Origin of the sequence: Zoogloea sp., from assembly GCF_041914405.1 — a bacterium.
Taxonomy (GTDB): domain Bacteria; phylum Pseudomonadota; class Gammaproteobacteria; order Burkholderiales; family Rhodocyclaceae; genus Zoogloea.
In genome coordinates this window covers 1-18,458 of sequence record NZ_JAYSDK010000014.1, presented here as the reverse complement: position 1 = coordinate 18,458, position 18,458 = coordinate 1, and the positions used below count along the sequence as shown (strand labels likewise).

The 18,458-nt window shown below is 60.8% G+C and carries 15 protein-coding genes; 7 read left to right on the top strand and 8 right to left on the bottom strand.

The window, feature by feature from the left end; all coding sequences use genetic code 11:
- Positions 1–281: 281 nt before the first annotated feature.
- From ACE3RX_RS10400 to ACE3RX_RS10390, 3 genes are all read left to right on the top strand, one after another.
- Positions 282–2,204 (top strand): PrkA family serine protein kinase, encoded by a 1,923-nt coding sequence (locus ACE3RX_RS10400; RefSeq protein ID WP_374483071.1) that lies wholly within the window; start codon positions 282–284, stop codon positions 2,202–2,204.
- Between the two features lie 65 nt (positions 2,205–2,269).
- Positions 2,270–3,538 carry a YeaH/YhbH family protein gene (locus ACE3RX_RS10395; RefSeq protein WP_374483069.1) on the top strand — a complete coding sequence of 423 codons (1,269 nt, stop codon included), beginning with the start codon at positions 2,270–2,272 and terminating at the stop codon, positions 3,536–3,538.
- Entirely contained in the window at positions 3,535–5,070 is a 1,536-nt protein-coding gene (locus ACE3RX_RS10390; protein WP_374483067.1) for a SpoVR family protein, read from the top strand. Before ACE3RX_RS10395 ends, ACE3RX_RS10390 begins: the two co-directional genes overlap by 4 nt.
- Here ACE3RX_RS10390 and ACE3RX_RS10385 read toward each other — a convergent pair.
- Positions 5,067–6,347: a hypothetical protein gene (locus ACE3RX_RS10385; protein ID WP_374483065.1), complete on the bottom strand. Its 1,281-nt coding sequence runs from the start codon at positions 6,345–6,347 to the stop codon at positions 5,067–5,069. The genes ACE3RX_RS10390 and ACE3RX_RS10385 overlap by 4 nt on opposite strands.
- Here ACE3RX_RS10385 and ACE3RX_RS10380 point away from each other — a divergent pair.
- From ACE3RX_RS10380 to ACE3RX_RS10365, 4 genes are all read left to right on the top strand, one after another.
- Positions 6,327–7,322: a DnaJ C-terminal domain-containing protein gene (locus ACE3RX_RS10380; protein ID WP_374483063.1), complete on the top strand. Its 996-nt coding sequence runs from the start codon at positions 6,327–6,329 to the stop codon at positions 7,320–7,322. The genes ACE3RX_RS10385 and ACE3RX_RS10380 overlap by 21 nt on opposite strands.
- A 25-nt stretch (positions 7,323–7,347) precedes the next feature.
- Complete coding sequence (locus ACE3RX_RS10375) at positions 7,348–8,610, top strand: U32 family peptidase (RefSeq protein ID WP_374483061.1); 1,263 nt, start codon at positions 7,348–7,350, stop codon at positions 8,608–8,610.
- A 94-nt stretch (positions 8,611–8,704) separates the two neighbouring features.
- Positions 8,705–8,923, top strand: coding sequence for a 50S ribosomal protein L31 (rpmE, locus tag ACE3RX_RS10370; RefSeq protein ID WP_079435088.1), 219 nt, complete (start codon positions 8,705–8,707; stop codon positions 8,921–8,923).
- A gap of 89 nt (positions 8,924–9,012) precedes the next feature.
- Positions 9,013–10,653, top strand: coding sequence for an ArnT family glycosyltransferase (locus ACE3RX_RS10365; RefSeq protein ID WP_374483058.1), 1,641 nt, complete (start codon positions 9,013–9,015; stop codon positions 10,651–10,653).
- A gap of 174 nt (positions 10,654–10,827) precedes the next feature.
- Here ACE3RX_RS10365 and ftsB read toward each other — a convergent pair whose 3' ends face one another.
- The 7 genes from ftsB to ACE3RX_RS10330 form a co-directional block, all read right to left on the bottom strand.
- The gene (gene ftsB / locus ACE3RX_RS10360; protein WP_374483056.1) at positions 10,828–11,103 is read right to left on the bottom strand and encodes a cell division protein FtsB; all 276 of its coding nucleotides are present in this window, start codon (positions 11,101–11,103) and stop codon (positions 10,828–10,830) included.
- Between the two features lie 47 nt (positions 11,104–11,150).
- Positions 11,151–12,440: a phosphopyruvate hydratase gene (gene eno / locus ACE3RX_RS10355; protein WP_374483054.1), complete on the bottom strand. Its 1,290-nt coding sequence runs from the start codon at positions 12,438–12,440 to the stop codon at positions 11,151–11,153.
- Positions 12,441–12,532: 92 nt separating this feature from the next.
- Positions 12,533–13,372, bottom strand: coding sequence for a 3-deoxy-8-phosphooctulonate synthase (gene kdsA / locus ACE3RX_RS10350; RefSeq protein WP_374483052.1), 840 nt, complete (start codon positions 13,370–13,372; stop codon positions 12,533–12,535).
- 11 nt (positions 13,373–13,383) lie between these two features.
- Positions 13,384–15,018 (bottom strand): CTP synthase, encoded by a 1,635-nt coding sequence (locus ACE3RX_RS10345; RefSeq protein ID WP_374483050.1) that lies wholly within the window; start codon positions 15,016–15,018, stop codon positions 13,384–13,386.
- Between the two features lie 122 nt (positions 15,019–15,140).
- Positions 15,141–15,689: a hydrolase gene (locus ACE3RX_RS10340; RefSeq protein WP_374483048.1), complete on the bottom strand. Its 549-nt coding sequence runs from the start codon at positions 15,687–15,689 to the stop codon at positions 15,141–15,143.
- 10 nt (positions 15,690–15,699) lie between these two features.
- Positions 15,700–17,679, bottom strand: a complete 1,980-nt coding sequence (locus ACE3RX_RS10335; protein WP_374483046.1) for an acetoacetate--CoA ligase — start codon at positions 17,677–17,679, stop codon at positions 15,700–15,702.
- Positions 17,680–17,746: 67 nt separating this feature from the next.
- The gene (locus ACE3RX_RS10330; protein WP_374483045.1) at positions 17,747–18,175 is read right to left on the bottom strand and encodes an acyl-CoA thioesterase; all 429 of its coding nucleotides are present in this window, start codon (positions 18,173–18,175) and stop codon (positions 17,747–17,749) included.
- Positions 18,176–18,458 lie beyond the last annotated feature (283 nt).

The window sequence follows — 18,458 nt, the reverse complement described above, 5'->3', positions numbered from 1 at the left end:
CGGAAAAACCTTTAGTCTAACACAGGGCTTCGCTCCATCCGCAGCCCCCGCGCCAGTGCTTGGCTTTAGGGCGACAGATGTGAAAAACTGCCCCACGCAATACGGAACTCCATTTATCTTTCTGCTATCACATGGAATGAAATGGCCGTGTCCGTCAGCCTCCACGGCAAATGCGACAAGCTTCACGAGGTGCTCAAGTATCTGCGTCATCAACCGTATGTCCCGTACATACATGGCGACCCCGGCGCCCCGGTCCGGGTCTGTGCCCCAGGAGACCTTAGATGAGTATCTTTACCAGCTTCCAGGCCCGCTTCGAGTCCGCCAAGGAAGAGGAAATGTCGATCCAGGAATACCTGGAACTGTGCAAATCCGATCCCATGGCCTACGCCACGTCCGCCGAACGCATGCTGCAGGCGATCGGCCAACCGGAGCTCGTGGACACCCGACTCGATCCGCGCCTGTCGCGCATCTTTTCCAACAAGATGATCAAGATCTATCCCGCCTTCCGGGACTTCTACGGAATGGAGGAGTCGATCGAGAACATCGTGTCGTATTTCCGACATGCCGCGCAGGGGCTGGAGGAAAAGAAACAGATTCTCTACCTGCTGGGCCCCGTGGGCGGCGGCAAGAGCTCCCTGGCTGAGAAGCTTAAGAGTCTGGTGGAGAAGATCCCGTTTTATGCCATCAAGGGTTCGCCCGTGCATGAGTCGCCACTGGGCCTGTTCAGTTCGGTCGAGGACGGGGCGATCCTGGAAGACGACTACGGGATTCCGCGGCGCTACCTCAATACAATCATGAGCCCGTGGGCGGTCAAGCGCCTGCATGAGTTCAATGGCGACATCACCAAGTTCCGCGTCGTGAAGCTGCGTCCCTCCGTGCTGCGCCAGATCGCCGTCGCCAAGACCGAGCCGGGCGACGAGAACAACCAGGACATCTCCTCCCTTGTCGGCAAGATCGACATCCGCAAGCTCGAGCAGTATTCCCAGGATGATCCGGACGCCTACTCCTACTCCGGCGGCCTGTGCCTGGCCAACCGTGGGTTGCTTGAGTTCGTGGAAATGTTCAAAGCGCCGATCAAGGTGCTGCATCCGCTGCTCACTGCCACCCAAGAAGGCAACTACAAGGGCACCGAAGGCTTCGGTGCGATCCCCTTCGACGGCATCGTGATGGCCCACTCCAACGAGTCCGAGTGGATGGCCTTCCGCAACAACCGCAACAACGAAGCCTTCCTCGACCGCATCTATACCGTGAAGGTGCCGTACTGCCTGCGGACGTCCGACGAGATCCGAATCTACGACAAGCTACTGACCCACAGCTCCCTGTCCCACGCTCCGTGCGCACCGGACACCCTCAAGATGATGGCCCAGTTCGCGGTGCTGTCACGCCTCAAGGAGCCAGAGAACTCGAGCATCTTTTCCAAGATGCGCGTCTACGACGGCGAAAACCTGAAGGACACTGACCCGAAGGCCAAGAGCTATCAGGAGTACCGCGACTACGCCGGCGTGGACGAAGGGATGAACGGCCTGTCCACCCGCTTCGCCTTCAAGGTGCTGTCCAAGGTCTTCAACTTCGACCACCGGGAAGTCGCGGCCAATCCGGTGCACCTGATGTATGTGCTGGAACAGCAGATCGCCCAGGAGCAGTTCCCGCCGGAAAACGAATCCCGCTACCTGGCCTTCATCAAGGAGTTCCTCGCCCCGCGCTATGCGGAGTTCATCGGCAAGGAAATCCAGACTGCGTATCTCGAGAGCTACAGCGAGTATGGGCAGAATATCTTTGACCGCTACGTCACCTACGCCGACTTCTGGATCCAGGATCAGGAATACCGTGACCAGAACACCGGCGAGATCCTCGACCGCAACGCCCTCAACGACGAGCTCGAAAAGATCGAGAAGCCGGCCGGCATCAGCAACCCGAAAGACTTCCGCAACGAGGTGGTCAACTTCGTACTGCGTGCGCGCGCAAAAAACAGCGGCAAGAACCCCAGCTGGACCAGCTATGAAAAGCTGCGGGCCGTCATCGAGAAGAAGATGTTCTCCAACACCGAAGATCTGCTGCCAGTCATCAGCTTCAACGCCAAAGCCAGCGGCGACGAACAGAAGAAGCACCAGAACTTCGTCAATCGCATGATCGAAAAGGGCTACACCGAGAAGCAGGTACGCTTGCTGTGCGAATGGTATTTGCGCGTGCGCAAGTCGTCTTGATCGTCCGCTCGCCGGCTGCCCTGCAGGGCGGCCGGCGGTGAACGCCAACAATTCGGGAGGCTCGAATGGTTCGTATCATCGACCGCCGGTTCGACAGCAAGAACAAGAGTGCTGTAAACCGGCAGCGATTCATGCGCCGCTTCAAGAACCAGATCCGCGAAGCCGTGGCCGACGCCATATCCGGTCGCTCCATCAAGGATCTGGACAACGGCGAGAGTGTCACCATTCCGTCAAAGGACCTGTCGGAGCCACAATTTCACCATGGTCGTGGCGGTATCTGGGAGAACATCTTCACCGGCAACGACCAGTTCTCGTCGGGCGACCAGATCAACCGGCCGCAAGGCGGCGGCGGGGGTGGAACCGGCAAGGGCAAGGCTAGCAAGGATGGTGAAGGTGAGGACGATTTCGTCTTCAACCTGTCCCGGGAAGAATTCCTCGATGTGTTCTTCGACGACTTGGCCTTACCCAACCTCGTCAAGACCCAGCTTGCCCGCATCCACGAGTACAAGAGCCAGCGCGCTGGCTTCACCAACGACGGCACACCGGCCAACATCAACGTCGTCCGCTCCCTGCGTGGCGCGCTCGGACGCCGGCTGGCGCTTTCGTCACCCTACCGCGGTCAGTTGCGGGAACTGCAGAAGCAACTGGATGATCTGCTCCAAACCCGCAGCGAAGACGATCCGGACGTTCTCCAGCTAAAGGACGAGATCGGAATCCTGCGCGCCAAGATCGAGGCGATCCCCTTCATCGACACCTTTGACCTGCGCTACAACAACCGGATCAAGGTGCCCAAGCCAACCACCCAGGCAGTGATGTTCTGCATCATGGACGTGTCGGGCTCGATGGACGAGGACAAGAAAGCGACGGCCAAGCGCTTCTTCATGCTCCTCTACCTGTTCCTCACGCGCACCTACGAGCATATCGAGGTGGTGTTCATCCGCCATCACACGATCGCCAAGGAAGTAAACGAGGAAGACTTCTTCCACTCTCGGGAATCCGGTGGCACGGTTGTTTCCAGCGCGCTGGAAATGATGAAGGACATCCTCCACGCCCGTTACCTGAACGGCGCCTGGAACGTGTACGGCGCCCAGGCTTCGGACGGCGACAACTGGGAAAACGATTCGCCGCACTGTCGGGAACTGCTCGCAGACACCATCCTGCCCTTCGTCCAGTACTTCGCCTACATCGAGATCACGCCGGGCGAGCCGCAGAACCTGTGGCGGGAGTACGAAAAGCTGGTCGGCACCCACCCCAACTTCGCCATGCAGCACATCGAGGGCCTGCCGGACATCTATCCGGTGTTTCGTGAATTGTTCAAGAAGAAGCTGGCATGAGCACGAAAAGACAGAAACGAAAGCAGCCCCTGCCCTCGCCCGGCGAATGGACCTTCGAACTGATCGAGGCCTATCACGCCGAGATCGACCGCGTGGCCAAGAATTACGGACTGGACACCTACCCCAACCAGATAGAGCTGATCACCTCCGAGCAGATGATGGATGCCTACTCGTCGGTAGGCATGCCGGTCAATTACCACCACTGGTCCTTCGGCAAGAGCTTCCTGCAGACGGAAAAGAGTTACCGACGCGGGCAGATGGGGCTCGCCTACGAGATCGTCATCAACTCCAACCCCTGTATCGCGTATCTCATGGAAGAAAACACCATGACGATGCAGGCGCTGGTGATCGCCCATGCGGCCTATGGCCACAACAGCTTCTTCAAGGGCAATTACCTGTTCAAGCAGTGGACCAACGCCGACGCGATTATCGACTACCTGATCTTCGCCCGTAACTACCTCACCGAATGCGAGGAGCGCTACGGGGAAGAAGAAGTCGAACTGCTGCTCGATTCCTGCCACGCCCTGATGAACGTCGGCGTCGATCGCTACAAACGCCCGGAGAAGCTGTCCCTCAACAAGGAATTGACCCGTCAGCGTGAGCGCGCGGAATACCTGCAGAGCCAGGTCAACGATCTGTGGCGCACCCTGCCGACACCCCACGTCAAGGCCCAGGCCGTCGAAGAGAAGCGCTTTCCTTCGGAACCCCAGGAAAACCTGCTCTATTTCATCGAGAAGAACGCCCCGCTACTCGAACCATGGCAACGGGAGGTGGTTCGCATCGTCCGCAAGGTCGGCCAGTACTTCTTCCCTCAACGCCAGACGCAGGTCATGAACGAAGGCTGGGCCACGTACTGGCACTACACGCTCATCAATACCCTGTACGACGAGGGGCTGCTGGCGGACAACTTTATGCTGGAGTTCCTTCACTCCCACACCAACGTCGTCTATCAACCAAGCTACAACGAGCCTTGGTACCACGGCCTCAACCCCTACGCACTGGGCTTTGCGATGTGGCAGGACATCCGCCGGATCTGCGAGAGCCCCACCGACGAGGACCGCTACTGGTTCCCCGACATCGCGGGGAGCGACTGGCGCGAGACCTTCGACTTCGCAATGCGCAACTTCAAGGACGAGAGCTTCGTCGCCCAGTTCCTGTCACCCAAGGTCATGCGCGACTTCCGCCTGTTTGCCATCCTGGATGACGACAAGGAGGCCAAACTCAAGGTGTCGGCAATCCACGACGAGGAAGGTTACCGCCGGGTCAGGGAAATCCTCTCCGACAACTACAACCTGGGTAGCCGGGAACCCAACCTTCAAGTTTGGAACGTGGACCTGCGCGGTGACCGTTCGCTGACCCTACGCCACCAGGCCTATCAGCGCCGCCCACTCAGCAACGACGCGGACGAAGTGCTGAAGCACGTCGCGCGCCTATGGGGCTTTGCTGTGCGCCTGGAGGTCGCCCGCGACGACGGCTCCGTCGAGATCCTGCAGGAGTGCCGCCAGGACCGGCGCAAAACAAGTGACGCTTAGGGCTGGAATGCACCGGGCACGGTCGGCAAGCTGACCGGCAGTGCCCGACTGTGCGCGGGGTGCTGATACTCACGCGTGGGAACGAGAGAGACATCGTCGGCGCGGCCTGGATCAATGCTTCTGAAATCACTGTCGGGCTTAGGCCGGAATACCTCCTCCGTCAGACGTGAGCCTGTTTCGATGCCATAGACGTGCCGGTTGCCCGAGGTCAGCGGAAAGACGCTTGCGCGCCAGGGCAGCTGCCGATCGTGCATCCTGTGCGCGCCCTGGCGGATCCGCCCCTCGACACAGTACAAGCCCGAACAGGCGCTCACGAGAAGGTTGTTGAAAGCTTTCACGGACACTCGCCCGGGCGACCAGATGGATAGAAACTCGCCACCATCCGGCAAGTCATCCATCAAGGTGTTGCTGGACAGAAAGACCGCATTCCGCCCATAGATCAGCCCCTCGGCACCGAACGAGATCATTCGTTCGTTTTCCGTGCGTGCCGACTGCTGCACCAGATTGCCGATCAGGATCACCTCACCGCCGTTGGGGAAGTCCAGCTCGTAACTGGCCCGACCGTCCTTCTCATCAGTCAGGCGGCTGTACTCGATCAGACTGACCTTGGCACGACTCTTCAGCAAGTGCCCCACCAGGCCATGGTGAAAATAGCTGCCCCGCACCTCCAGCCGCGCAATCCTCCCGGCATACAGGAGGTGGCTCAAATGAGGCCTCACCAGAACACCATGGGCAAATTCCGAGTTCTCGACGATCAAGACTAGAGAACCCTGATTGGCAGTCAGGATACCCATCTCGTTGTCTTCGAAGAGACAGTTACGTACAGTCAGCCTCCCGCGTTCGTGACGAATGCCCGACCCGTTACGGTCGGGCGCACGCGCGCCTCGAAAGACGATGTTCTCGACGAGGACATCCTCACCACGAATGACCCAGATGCCTTTGCCCTCGGCACTCCGACCGACAGCCGAGACCACGGGACGCCCGCCGATGCCGCGGATTGTCAGGCGGCTCTGGGGCCACACGGCCACATCGCCGCTATAGTTCGCAGCGACAATCTCCACGACATCACCATCCCGGGCCATGCGGGCTGCCTCGGCAATGCTACGAACCGCCTCATCAGGCCCCACTCGCAAGGTAGCAGCGCCAACCGTAGCGCAGCCCAGCAGCAGCGCGCCGAGCAGCAAACACCTGATCACACTCCCCATCCACACTCCCTTGTCGCCCCTCAACAGGCCTTCGCCGATTAGAATATCGAAATGCCCGCCGTAAACTTCCATGAAATACTCGGTGTCGCTCCGGACGCGACCGCCGCCGAGATCAAGCGCGCCTACAAACGCCTCGCCATGCGCTGGCATCCGGATCGCAACCCCGCGCCGGAAGCCCACGAGGAGTTCCGCCGCGTCCGGGAAGCCTTCGAGCGCCTGACCCGACCGTCCGCCTTCGAGGAGATGGACGACACAAGCCCGGAAACGCCTGATGCTACACCGGCACGGGGCGAAGATCGCCGCATGGACATCTTTGTCGACCTGCTGCAGGCGGTTCATGGCAGCACGATTTCGATCACCCTCGATGGGCAGATGGACTGCGACGACTGCGATGGCAGCGGCCAGCGCAATTACGGGCGCACCACCATGTGCGCCCACTGCCACGGCAGCGGACGAATCCGTGGCAAGACAGGGCTCAAGCCCTGTCCGCACTGCCACGGCAAAGGCTTCACCACCGATCATCGCTGCGCGAGCTGCGACGGAAGAGGCTGGCACCCGACCGATCGGCAACTGGCGATCAGCCTGCCACCGGCAATGCTGCCCGGAGATGAACTCCGGATTGGCGGGCAAGGGGGGAGCGCACCCGAAGGTGGCCAGCCAGGCGACCTCTATCTGACGGTCCGAACCCGTCCTCACCCTCTGTTCCGTCTCGATCGACACGACATCCACGTGACCGTGCCAGTCAGCATCTTCCGGCTCCTAGCCGGCGGCACCATCGACGTACCCGGCCTGGACGGCCTGCAGGAGATCCTGCTGCCGGAAATTGCCGGCACGCAGCCGATCCGCGTCCCCAAGGCCGGCTTTCCCGCCCGTGGCCGCAGGCACGCCGGCGATCTGGTGATACACCTCGAACCCCAATACCCTTGCTTCCTGAGCAAGGAACAAAAAGCCATGCTAGAAATGGCAGAACAGGTTCTTCAGCACCAACTCGACTCCCAGAGCCCTACGCTGGCCCAGTGGAAAGAAGTGCTGGAGAGCCATCGCTGAAACATCGCCCCAACCAGAATCCCCAATGCCTCAGAAACACCCGGAACTGCTCGCTCCCGCCGGCTCGCTGGCCATGCTCGACACTGCCTTCGCGTTTGGCGCAGACGCCATTTACGCAGGCCAGCCACGTTACTCCCTGCGCGTCCGCAACAACGATTTTGGCGACCTACCGGTCCTGGCCGACGGCATCCAGCGGGCCCGCACGCTTGGCAAGCGCTTCTATGTCGTTGCCAACATCTATCCCCACGGCGCCAAGATCAAGACCTTCATCAAGGACATCGCCCCGGTCATCGCCCTCAAGCCCGACGCACTGATCATGTCGGACCCCGGTCTGATCCTGATGGTCCGCGAGAACTTCCCGGACATGCCGATCCACCTGTCGGTGCAAGCCAACACCGTTAACGCGGCGGCCGTGCGCTTCTGGAAGATGGCCGGGATCTCGCGGGTGATCCTGTCCCGCGAACTATCCCTCGATGAGATCGCCAGCATCCGCCAGGACTGCCCCGATACCGAACTCGAAGTCTTCATTCACGGCGCGCTGTGCATCGCCTACTCCGGACGCTGCCTGCTGTCGGGATATTTCAATCACCGGGATCCCAATCAGGGGACCTGCACCAACTCCTGCCGCTGGGATTTCAAGACCCATGAAGCAAAGAACTGCGGCGCTGGCGACGTCCATCTGCTCGAGGAACCCCATAAGCGCCCCGGCGAGTACATGCCTATCGAAGAAGACGAACACGGCACTTACATCCTGAACTCCAAGGATCTGCGCGCCATCGAGCATGTACAACGCCTCACCGAAATCGGCATCGACTCCTTCAAGATCGAAGGACGCACGAAAAGCCCCTACTACGTCGCGCGCACCTGCCAGGCCTACCGTCAGGCCATCGACGACGCCGTTGCCGGCCGCGGCCTCGACCCGGTCTTGCTCGGCCAACTCGAGGGACTCGCCAACCGCGGCTACACAGATGGCTTCTACCAGCGCCACACCCCTCATGAAACACAGAACTACCTGCGTGGCCACTCGGAGTCAAACCGCAGCATCTACGTTGGAGATGTGATCGCCTACGACAGCGAACGGGGTCTCGCCGAGATCGCCTCCAAGAATGCATTCGCCGTCGGCGATCGCCTGGAACTGATCCATCCGCAGGGCAATCGGGAAGTCAGCATCACGCGCCTGGTCACCGCCGACGGCACCGAGCTCCAGCGTGTACCGGGCAGCGATCACCGAGCTTGGCTCCCCCTCCCGCCGGACAGTGTCGGCGCCTTCGTGGCCCGCTTCCTGTAGGAAGGAGGCAATCTTGCAGAAGGCACTGAAATAGTTCAAAATGGAAAGCTTCCGGGTGGCCAAATTCACCACCCAAGTACACAAAGGACCCGCGATGAAAGCCGATACCCATCCTAATTACACCGAAGTGCAAGTGACCTGCTCCTGCGGTCACGTCTTCACCACCCGCTCCACCATGGGCAAGCCCCAGTACCACGTGGAAGTCTGCTCTGCCTGCCATCCCTTCTACACGGGCAAGCAGAAGATCGTTGACACCGCTGGTCGTGTCGAGCGCTTCCGTCAGAAGTACGGCTCCGTTCAGCGCCTGGGCTAATTACCGAGCTTTATCGGTAACACCCGAAAAAAGGCAGCTGCGGCTGCCTTTTTTATTGCCTGCAACCAAACCGATCGATCTGCCAGCCCATGTCCGACGCCAGCTCACGCTTTTCCCTGCCGACCCCACTGCAAGGATGGTCGCTGCTCGCTCTGCTCGCCATCTATCTGCTGGTTGGCACAACCGGGCACCTACCCTGGCGGGGCGACGACCTCACCCACTTGGGCCCGATCCACGCCATCCTGAGCGGTGGCGGCTGGCTGATGCCGGAGATTGCCGGAGAGGTCTATCGGGAAAACCCACCGCTGTATTACTGGCTTGGCGCCGGGCTGGCAAGACTCCTTGGCGGCCTGCTTCCCGAACATGACGCGGCGAGACTCGCCAGTACGGTATTCACCGCCACCACCCTGTACTGGACAGGCCTGGCGGCTCGGCGCATGTATGGCCCTGGCAGCTTTGCCGCAGCCATCCTGCTCGGGCTTGGCGCCCTCGGGCTCGTGGTGCACGCCCACGAAACCCAACCCATACTGGCCGAACTCGCCGGCATGGCCCTGTGTTACGCCGGCCTCGCCGAACAAACCCAGCGCCCCTGGCGGGCAGCCCTACAAACTGGCGTTGGTAGTGGCATCGCATTTCTTGCCGGCGGACTTTCCGGCCTCGTTCTGACAACGCCGCTCATTCTACTGAGCCCAGCACTCTGCCCGGCCCACCGGTGCCGGATCGGACTCCTCGGTACACTGCTGAGCCTGGCCATCACCACCATGATTGCGGGAGCTTGGCTGGCGGCCGTGGCAGTCAACTATCCGGGTGAGCTTGCCCTCTGGTGGCGTGACGAGTACGCCAGCATCCGGCCACACCTGAGCAATCTGGGTGCGTTCAACAAACTGATCCAGCTACTCGGCTGGTTCTCCTGGCCCTTGTGGCCAATCGCCGGCTGGGCCGTATGGCGCAACCGCCAGCAACTGTGGCTTGGCGCGCCGCAATTGATACTGCCCATCCTTGCAAGCATCCTGGCCATCCTGTTCACAGCACTCACCGGCAGCATCCGCCCGGCCAACATGCTGCCCATCCTGCCGCCACTATGCCTGCTGGCCGCATTTGGCGTGGAAAGCCTGCGACGCGGCGCCGCCAACGCCTTCGACTGGTTCGGCGTCATGACCTTCATCTTCTTCGGCCTGCTGGTTTGGCTAGGATGGAGTGCGCTGCACTTCGGCTGGCCTCCGGGACTAGCCCGACAGGTTGCACGGATCGCCCCCGACTTTCCGGCGGATTCGGTCCTTGGCGGTGCAGTGATTGGCGCCATTCTGAGCTGCGCCCTACTTCTGCTGCCCATACTGACCCGTCGCGGCACGATGCGCGGTACAACCAACTGGGCGCTGGGCCTGACACTATTGTGGTGCCTCGCAGTCACCTTGTGGCAGCCCTGGTTCGTGTACACCAAGAACTACCAGCCCGTCGCCAGCGAACTCACCAAGGCGCTGGACGGACGCAGCTTCAACTGCATCAAACGTGCAGGCCTCGGTGATACGCAGCGCGCAGCGCTGGACTATTTCTCCAGCATCCGGACCGTCAGCTACCGCAGCCAACAGCAGTGCGAGCTGCTGCTCACCTACAGCACCGCCAGCAACTCACCGAGCATTGCCAAGGAAGAATGGCGCCCCATCTGGCAACGGCGCCTTGGCGGTGGTCGGAAGACGGAAATATTCAGGCTCTATCAGCGTAACCACTGAACCGGCACCAAGGTCTGGCAGCATGCGCATCTCCGTGGGCTTCGCCTGGCACGGGCGCCATAGAGGCAAGATTTCGCTGCCATGAAATTCATGCTGGGGAGCTGACGGCAACGAACCGATGCATTGAGGCATTACGCGACATAGGCGGTCGCGCGAGCCCTCAATCGGGAGAAACTATTTCTGCGGAGGAGTCTGGACGAAGATCTCGTCCGGCTTGGTCAAACCCAGCTCAAAGCGGGCACGCTCTTCCACGGCCTCGTAGCCGGATTTCAGATCACGCACCTCGGCCTCCAGGCCGGTGTTGCGCTGCTCTAGCTTGCGATTGCCGTCCCGCTGGGCGGTAAGCTGCTGCTCGACCTCCCAGACGCGCAGCCAGCCTCCCTTGCCGATCCAAAGCGGATATTGCAGGACAACTACCAGAAGGGCGAGAACAATGGCCGGCCAGCGCATGAAAGGACGGCCCGACTGCATTGCACAGCCGGGCAGGAGAAGAGTGATTAACGGGAACGCAGGTTATAGAACGCGGAAAGGCCCGGGTAGAAGGCGGTCTCGCCGAGATCTTCCTCGATGCGCAGCAGCTGGTTGTACTTAGAGATACGATCGGAGCGGGACAAGGAGCCGGTCTTGATCTGCATCGCGTTGAGACCAACGGCGATATCGGCAATCGTGGAGTCCTCGGTCTCGCCGGAACGGTGGGAGATAACCGCGGTGTAGCCGGCGCGCTTGGCCATTTCGACCGCAGCGAAGGTCTCGGTCAGGGTGCCAATCTGGTTGATCTTGATGAGGATCGAGTTGGCGATGCCCTTGTCGATGCCTTCCTTCAGGATACGGGTGTTGGTGACGAAGAGGTCATCGCCGACGATCTGCACGCGCTTGCCCAGACGGTCAGTGAGGGTCTTCCAGCCAGCCCAGTCACCTTCGGCCATGCCGTCTTCAATCGAGATGATCGGGAACTTGTCGGCCAGCGTAGCGAGGTAATCGGTAAAGCCTTCGGAAGTGAGCGACAGGCCCTCACCCACCAGCTCGTACTTGCCGTTCTTGTAGAACTCGGAAGCGGCGCAATCGAGGGCCAGCACGATGTCACGACCCGGCTCGTAGCCGGCGTTGGAGGTAGCCTCGAGGATCAGGTTGAGGGCTTCTTCGGTACCGGAGACGTTGGGGGCGAAGCCGCCTTCGTCACCGACGGTGGTGGGGTAGCCCTTCTTGTCGGTGATCTTCTTCAGGTGATGGAAGATCTCAGCACCGGCACGCAGGGCTTCGCGGAAGCTCTTGGCGCCCACCGGCATGATCATGCACTCCTGAATATCCAAGGAGTTGTTGGCGTGAGCACCGCCGTTGATGACGTTCATCATCGGAACCGGCAGGGACATGCCGCCGGAGCCGCCGAAGTAACGGTACAGGGGCAAGCCGGCCTCTTCGGAAGCGGCCTTGGCCACAGCCATGGAAACAGCCAGCAGTGCGTTGGCGCCCAGGCGGGACTTGTTGTCAGTGCCGTCGAGATCGATCAGGGTCTTGTCGATGAAGGCCTGCTCTTCAGCATCAAGGCCGATGAGCGCTTCGGAAATTTCCGTGTTGACGTTTTCAACAGCCTGCAACACGCCCTTGCCCAGGTAGCGGCCAGCATCGCCATCGCGCAGTTCGATCGCTTCGCGGGAACCGGTGGAGGCGCCGGACGGAACGGCCGCACGGCCCAGCACGCCGGATTCCAGCAGCACATCGGCCTCAACGGTGGGATTGCCACGGGAATCGAGAACCTCGCGGGCAATGACATCAACAATGGCGCTCATTAACTTCCTCTCTTATTTACTGAATTGAAACCGGCGGCAATGATACCGTCTTGAGCCGCAAAGCCGAAAATTACTATGGGATAATTGCGCAATCAGGCGCGCAGCTCCTCGAAGCCCTGAGCCTTGACGAGCGCATCAATGCCTTTCAAGGTCGCTAGCAGCGCCTTCATCTTCGGCAGCGGCCAAGCATTGGGGCCATCGGAGAAGGCCTTGGCTGGATCAGGATGGGTTTCCATGAACAGGCCGGAGATACCGACGGCCACTGCGGCACGAGCCAATACCGGCACGAACTCCCGCTGGCCGCCTGAAACGGTTCCCTGTCCTCCGGGCAGTTGCACCGAGTGGGTGGCGTCGAACACCACCGGACAGCCTGTCTCGCGCATGATCGCCAGCGAGCGCATGTCGGACACCAGGTTGTTGTAACCGAAGGACGCACCACGTTCGCAGACCATGATGGTGTCCGCCCCACCGTTGGCCTCCCGCGCCTTGTCGACGACGTTCTTCATGTCGCCGGGCGCCAGGAACTGGCCCTTCTTGATGTTCACCGGCTTGCCGGACGCTGCCACGGCGTGGATGAAATCCGTCTGGCGACACAGGAAGGCCGGCGTCTGCAGCACATCAACGGCGGCCGCCACGTCGGCAACCTCGTGCTCGGCATGTACGTCGGTCAGCACGGGCACGCCAAGCTTCTCGCGGACTTCGGCCAGGATCGCCAGCCCCTTCTCCATCCCCAGCCCCCGGTACGACTTGCCGGAACTGCGGTTGGCCTTGTCATAGCTGGACTTGTAGATGAAGGGGATTGCCAGTTCGGTACAGATCTCCTTCAGCTGAGCAGCCGTTTCCAGCGCCATCTCACGGGACTCGATGACACAGGGTCCGGCGATAAGGAAGAAGGGTTTGTCGAGGCCGACATCGAAGCCGCAGAGTTTCATGTTGCGTCCTTTCAGGCGTTGCGCTGATACGCCAGCGCAGCCTTCACGAAGGCGGTGAACAGCGGATGGCCGTTACGCGGATTGGAGGTGAACTCCGGGTGGAACTGACAGCCAACGAACCACGGGTGCACGTCAGACGGCAATTCGATCATCTCACACAGATCGGTTCCCGGCGCACGACCGGCAACGCGCAAGCCCTGCTCTTCCAGCTTAGCGAGCAGCGTGTTGTTGACTTCGTAACGGTGACGATGACGCTCGGTGACGTCGGCACTCCCGTAGATCTCTCGAGCCAGGGAACCATCGGCAAGATGACAGACTTGGGCACCCAGACGCATGGTGCCGCCGAGGTCGGAATCCTCACCACGCTTCTCGACCTTGCCGGACGCATCCAGCCACTCGGTAATCAGGCCGATGACCGGGTAATCGGTGTGCTTATCGAACTCGGTACTATGGGCGCCGTTCATACCGGCCACGTCGCGAGCGAACTCGACCACTGCCAGCTGCATGCCCAGACAGATGCCCAGGTAAGGCACCTTGTTCTCGCGAGCGTAGCGGATCGCCGCGATCTTGCCTTCGGTGCCACGCCGGCCGAAGCCGCCCGGCACGAGGATGGCGTCCATGCTCTTGAGCACGCCACAACCATCCTTCTCGATATCCTCGGAGTCGATGTAGTGGATGTTCACCTTGCTGAGGGTGTGCATCCCTGCGTGATTGAGTGCCTCGATCAGCGACTTGTAGGACTCGGTCAGGTCCACGTACTTGCCGACGAAGGCGATATCGATGTTGTGCTGCGGATTCTTCAGCGCGTGGACAAGACGCTCCCACACCGACAGATCCGCCGCGCGGGCCAGGATGCCCAGCTTGTGGCAGACGATCTCGTCGAGCATCTGGTCGTGCAACATGCCCGGGATGCTATAGATCGAGTCGGCGTCGAGGCACTCGATAACGGCTTCCGGCATCACATTACAGAACAACGCGATCTTGCGGCGCTCGTCGGCCGGCACCGAACGGTCGGCACGGCACAGCAGGATGTCAGGCTGGATGCCGATTTCGCGCAGTTCCTTGACGGAGTGCTGGGTCGGCTTGGTCTTCAGCTCACCGGCGGTCGGGATGTAAGGCAGCAGCGTCAAGTGGATGAAACAGGTGCCTTGGCGCCCCTCCTCGATGCCCATCTGGCGGATGGCTTCAAGGAACGGCAGGGATTCGATATCACCAACGGTGCCGCCCACTTCGACGATCGCCACGTCGGCGCCTTCGGCACCACGCTTGACGTAGGTCTTGATCTCGTCAGTGATGTGGGGGATGACCTGTACGGTCTTGCCGAGATATTCGCCGCGCCGTTCCTTCTTGATCACCGCCTCGTAGATCTGGCCGGTGGTGAAGTTGTTGCGCTTGCTCATCTTGGCGCTGGTAAAGCGCTCGTAGTGGCCCAGATCCAGGTCGGTTTCGGCACCGTCTTCGGTCACGAAGACTTCGCCGTGCTGGAAGGGGCTCATCGTGCCCGGATCGACGTTGATGTAGGGATCGAGCTTGAGGTGGGTAACCTTGATACCCCGGGATTCGAGAATTGCCCCGAGAGAGGCGGCGGCGATGCCCTTGCCCAGAGAGGACACGACACCACCGGTAACAAAGACGTATTTGGTCATGACACGGGGGACTTCTGGAAAGGGGAATGATAGCCGATCACCCCCCTTCTCTTCAATCGGTAAGACCGTATCGCCGCAGCCAAGCGGACATGAGAAGCGCGCCTACACCCTCATTATCCGGCTCAATTATCGCGGATGAAGTCCCGGTTGATCTCGCGGAACTGCGCCGTGGCGCTCCGCCTCAACCACTCGAAGGCCACCATCTCGCGGCTCACGATATCGACACCATGAGCGCGCATGCGCTCCAGAGCCAGCGCCTTGTCCAGCGGCTTGCGGGACCCCACCGCATCGGCCACGACAAAGACCTCCTTGCCCTGCCAGCGCAGTTCAAGCACCGTCTGCTGAACGCACACATGGGCTTCGGTGCCAACGACGATCACCTGCCGCCGCGCCTCGACCTCAGTCCCGCCGAGACAACCGTCCGAGACACACGAAAAATGGGTCTTCTCAACGAAGCGTGCCTCAGCGAGCACGGCCTTCAAGTCCGCCGCCGTCGGCCCCAGACCCGCCGGATATTGCTCCGAAACCACCACAGGCACACCCAGGCGACGAGCCACCCCCGCCAGCCATATGCAGTTGGCAAGGATGGCCTCGCCATCGTGGATCGCCGGGAGCAGCCGCTCCTGCACATCCACGACCAGCAGCACCGCCTTGTCCGCAGTCATTAACATGCCACTCCCCTCAGGACTGCAGTTCCGGGCGGTTCCGGAAGTATTCCAGCGCTGCTGGATTGGCAAGCGCCTCCACGTTCTTGACAGGCCGGTCATGCACCACCGCACGCACCGCCAGTTCAACGATCTTGCCACTCTTGGTGCGCGGAATATCCTCGACCCGTACGACCTTGGCAGGCACATGACGCGGCGTGGCGTTGTCGCGGATCGTGCGACGGATGCGGTCAATCAGCCCATCCTCCAACTCCACCCCTTCCCGCAACTTGACGAAGAGCACCACCCGCACATCGGTCGGATTCTGAGGTGGCCAGTCCTGGCCAATGACCAGGGACTCGACCACCTCGTCGAGCTTTTCGACCTGGCGGTAAATCTCCGCCGTACCGATGCGCACACCACCCGGATTGAGGGTTGCGTCAGACCGCCCGTAAATGATCAACCCGTCGTGGGCGGTGATCTCGGAATAGTCGCCATGGCACCACACACCGTCAAAACGCTCGAAGTAGGCAGCCTTGTACCGGGCGCCGTCCGGGTCATTCCAGAAACCGACGGGCATCACCGGGAACGGACGCACGCACACCAGCTCACCCTTCTCGCCACGAACCGGACAGCCTCCATCGTCGAACACGTCCACAGCCATTCCCAGGCCCTTGCACTGGATCTCGCCAGGCCAGACAGGCAATACTGGATTGCCGAGAACAAAGCAGGAAACGATGTCCGTCCCACCCGAGATCGACGACAGACACAGATCCGACTTGATGTCCCGGTATACGTACTCAAACCCCTCTGGCACCAGCGGGCTACCTGTCGAGAACATCGCCCGGAGACGGCTCAGGTCATGGGTCTCACGGGGTTTGAGACCCGCCTTGGCAATCCCGTCGATGAACTTCGCGGATGTACCGAAATGGGTCATGCCTTCGGCCTGGGCGTAGTCGAAGAGAATCGTGCCATTGCCAAGCATCGGCGAGCCATCGTACAGCAACAGGGTGGCGCCGGACGCCAGCCCCGACACCAACCAGTTCCACATCATCCAGCCGCAAGTGGTGAAGTAGAAGAGTCGGTCGCCTGGCTTCAAGTCGCCATGCAGGCGATGCTCCTTGAGGTGCTGCAGCAGGACACCCCCCGCACAATGAACGATGCATTTGGGCACACCGGTCGTACCCGAGGAATACATGATGAACAGCGGATGAGAAAAGGACAGCCTCGCAAACGGAATCTCGGTGACAGCCTGGAATGGCTTTACAAAGTCGGACAGCAGGCGAGCGTGATGAACATGGGAGAGGTCATGTTTCGCGTGCACGTAAGGCACCACCACCACGCGTTTCACCGACGGCAGGCCGTCAGTGATGGCCGCCAGCCGATCCAGGCAGTCCACCACTTTCCCATTGTAGTAGTAGCCGTCAACCGCGATCAGCACCTTAGGCTCAATCTGGCCGAAACGGTCCAGCACGCCTTGCACGCCAAAATCCGGCGATGCCGACGAGAAGATCGCGCCGATGCTCGCTGCTGCCAGCATGGCCACCACCGTTTCCGGCAGATTGGGCATCCATGCGGCAACGCGATCGCCCTGCTCCACGCCTAACTCCCGCAGCGCGGCGGCAAAACGGGCCACTTGACGATACAGATCTGCGTGGCTCAGGCGATTCTTGACCCGATCTTCGCCCCAGAACACCAGCGCATCGCCCTCATCTCGGCTGCGCAAGAGGTTTTCGGCAAAGTTCAAGCGCGCTTCTGGAAACCAGCGCGCTCCGGGCATCCGTTCACCATCCTCCAGCACCACAGCCCCCTGCTCTCCCCGTACCTCGCCGAGCTCCCAAACGGACGCCCAGAACTCTTCCGGCTCATCGATGGACCAGGCGTGCAGGGCTGCGTAATCGGGAAGTACTCGCCCCCAGCGTTGCTCGACCCCCTTTGCAAAGGCCGTGATGTTGGCAGCAGCGACCCGCGCCGCATCCGGCGTCCAAAGCGGGCGGTCTGCAGGCGTATAACTCATGATGTCTCTCCTCGTTTTTCTTATGGAGGCCGGATCTTTGTCCAGCCCGTTCCGGAAGGTGCCGCAATTAGCTTACCTTGGCACGCAGTGCATCGGGGAGTGACACTGACTTGCCGGTACGTGGATCCATCCACACCACCTTGGCAGAGCCCTCCGCATACAGCCGATCGTCGCCTTCAACGTAAAGCTCATACCAAGTCATCACGCTGCTTCGGCCCGGCTCACCCGCATAGAGATGCACGACAACAGTTGCCGGATAGTTCACCGGCACCATGAAAGTACAACTGGCATTGATGATGACGGCCCCGGCCTCTGCCTCCGGGCTCACCGCATACCCTTCGCCCTCCAGCCATTCGACCCGGGCCTGCTCGAAATAGCGAAAATAAACGGTGTTGTTTACGTGACCGTAGTAATCCATGTCACCCCAACGCACCGGAATTCGGGTCGTCAGCAACAGTTTGCGGGGGGAGCTTGATGCAGGGATCTCGGTAGCCATGACGTTTTTGTCTCCGGTGAATTAATTATGGACCTCGGCAATCCGGACGGACGGACAAGCCACTCGCCCAAATCCGTCCGGGCAATGTAACATACGGCACCGTATGCTGCGAAAACCCTGAGCTTGCCCATTCCGGGATTGCCCGGCGTCCAGCGGGCAGGTTACGCTTCGCGGTTTACGGTTGAACACCACAACAAATCGAACGGCTCTCAGGAGGAGGCAGCAATGGAACGCGATTCCATGGAATTCGACGTCCTGATCGTAGGCGGCGGCCCGGCGGGCT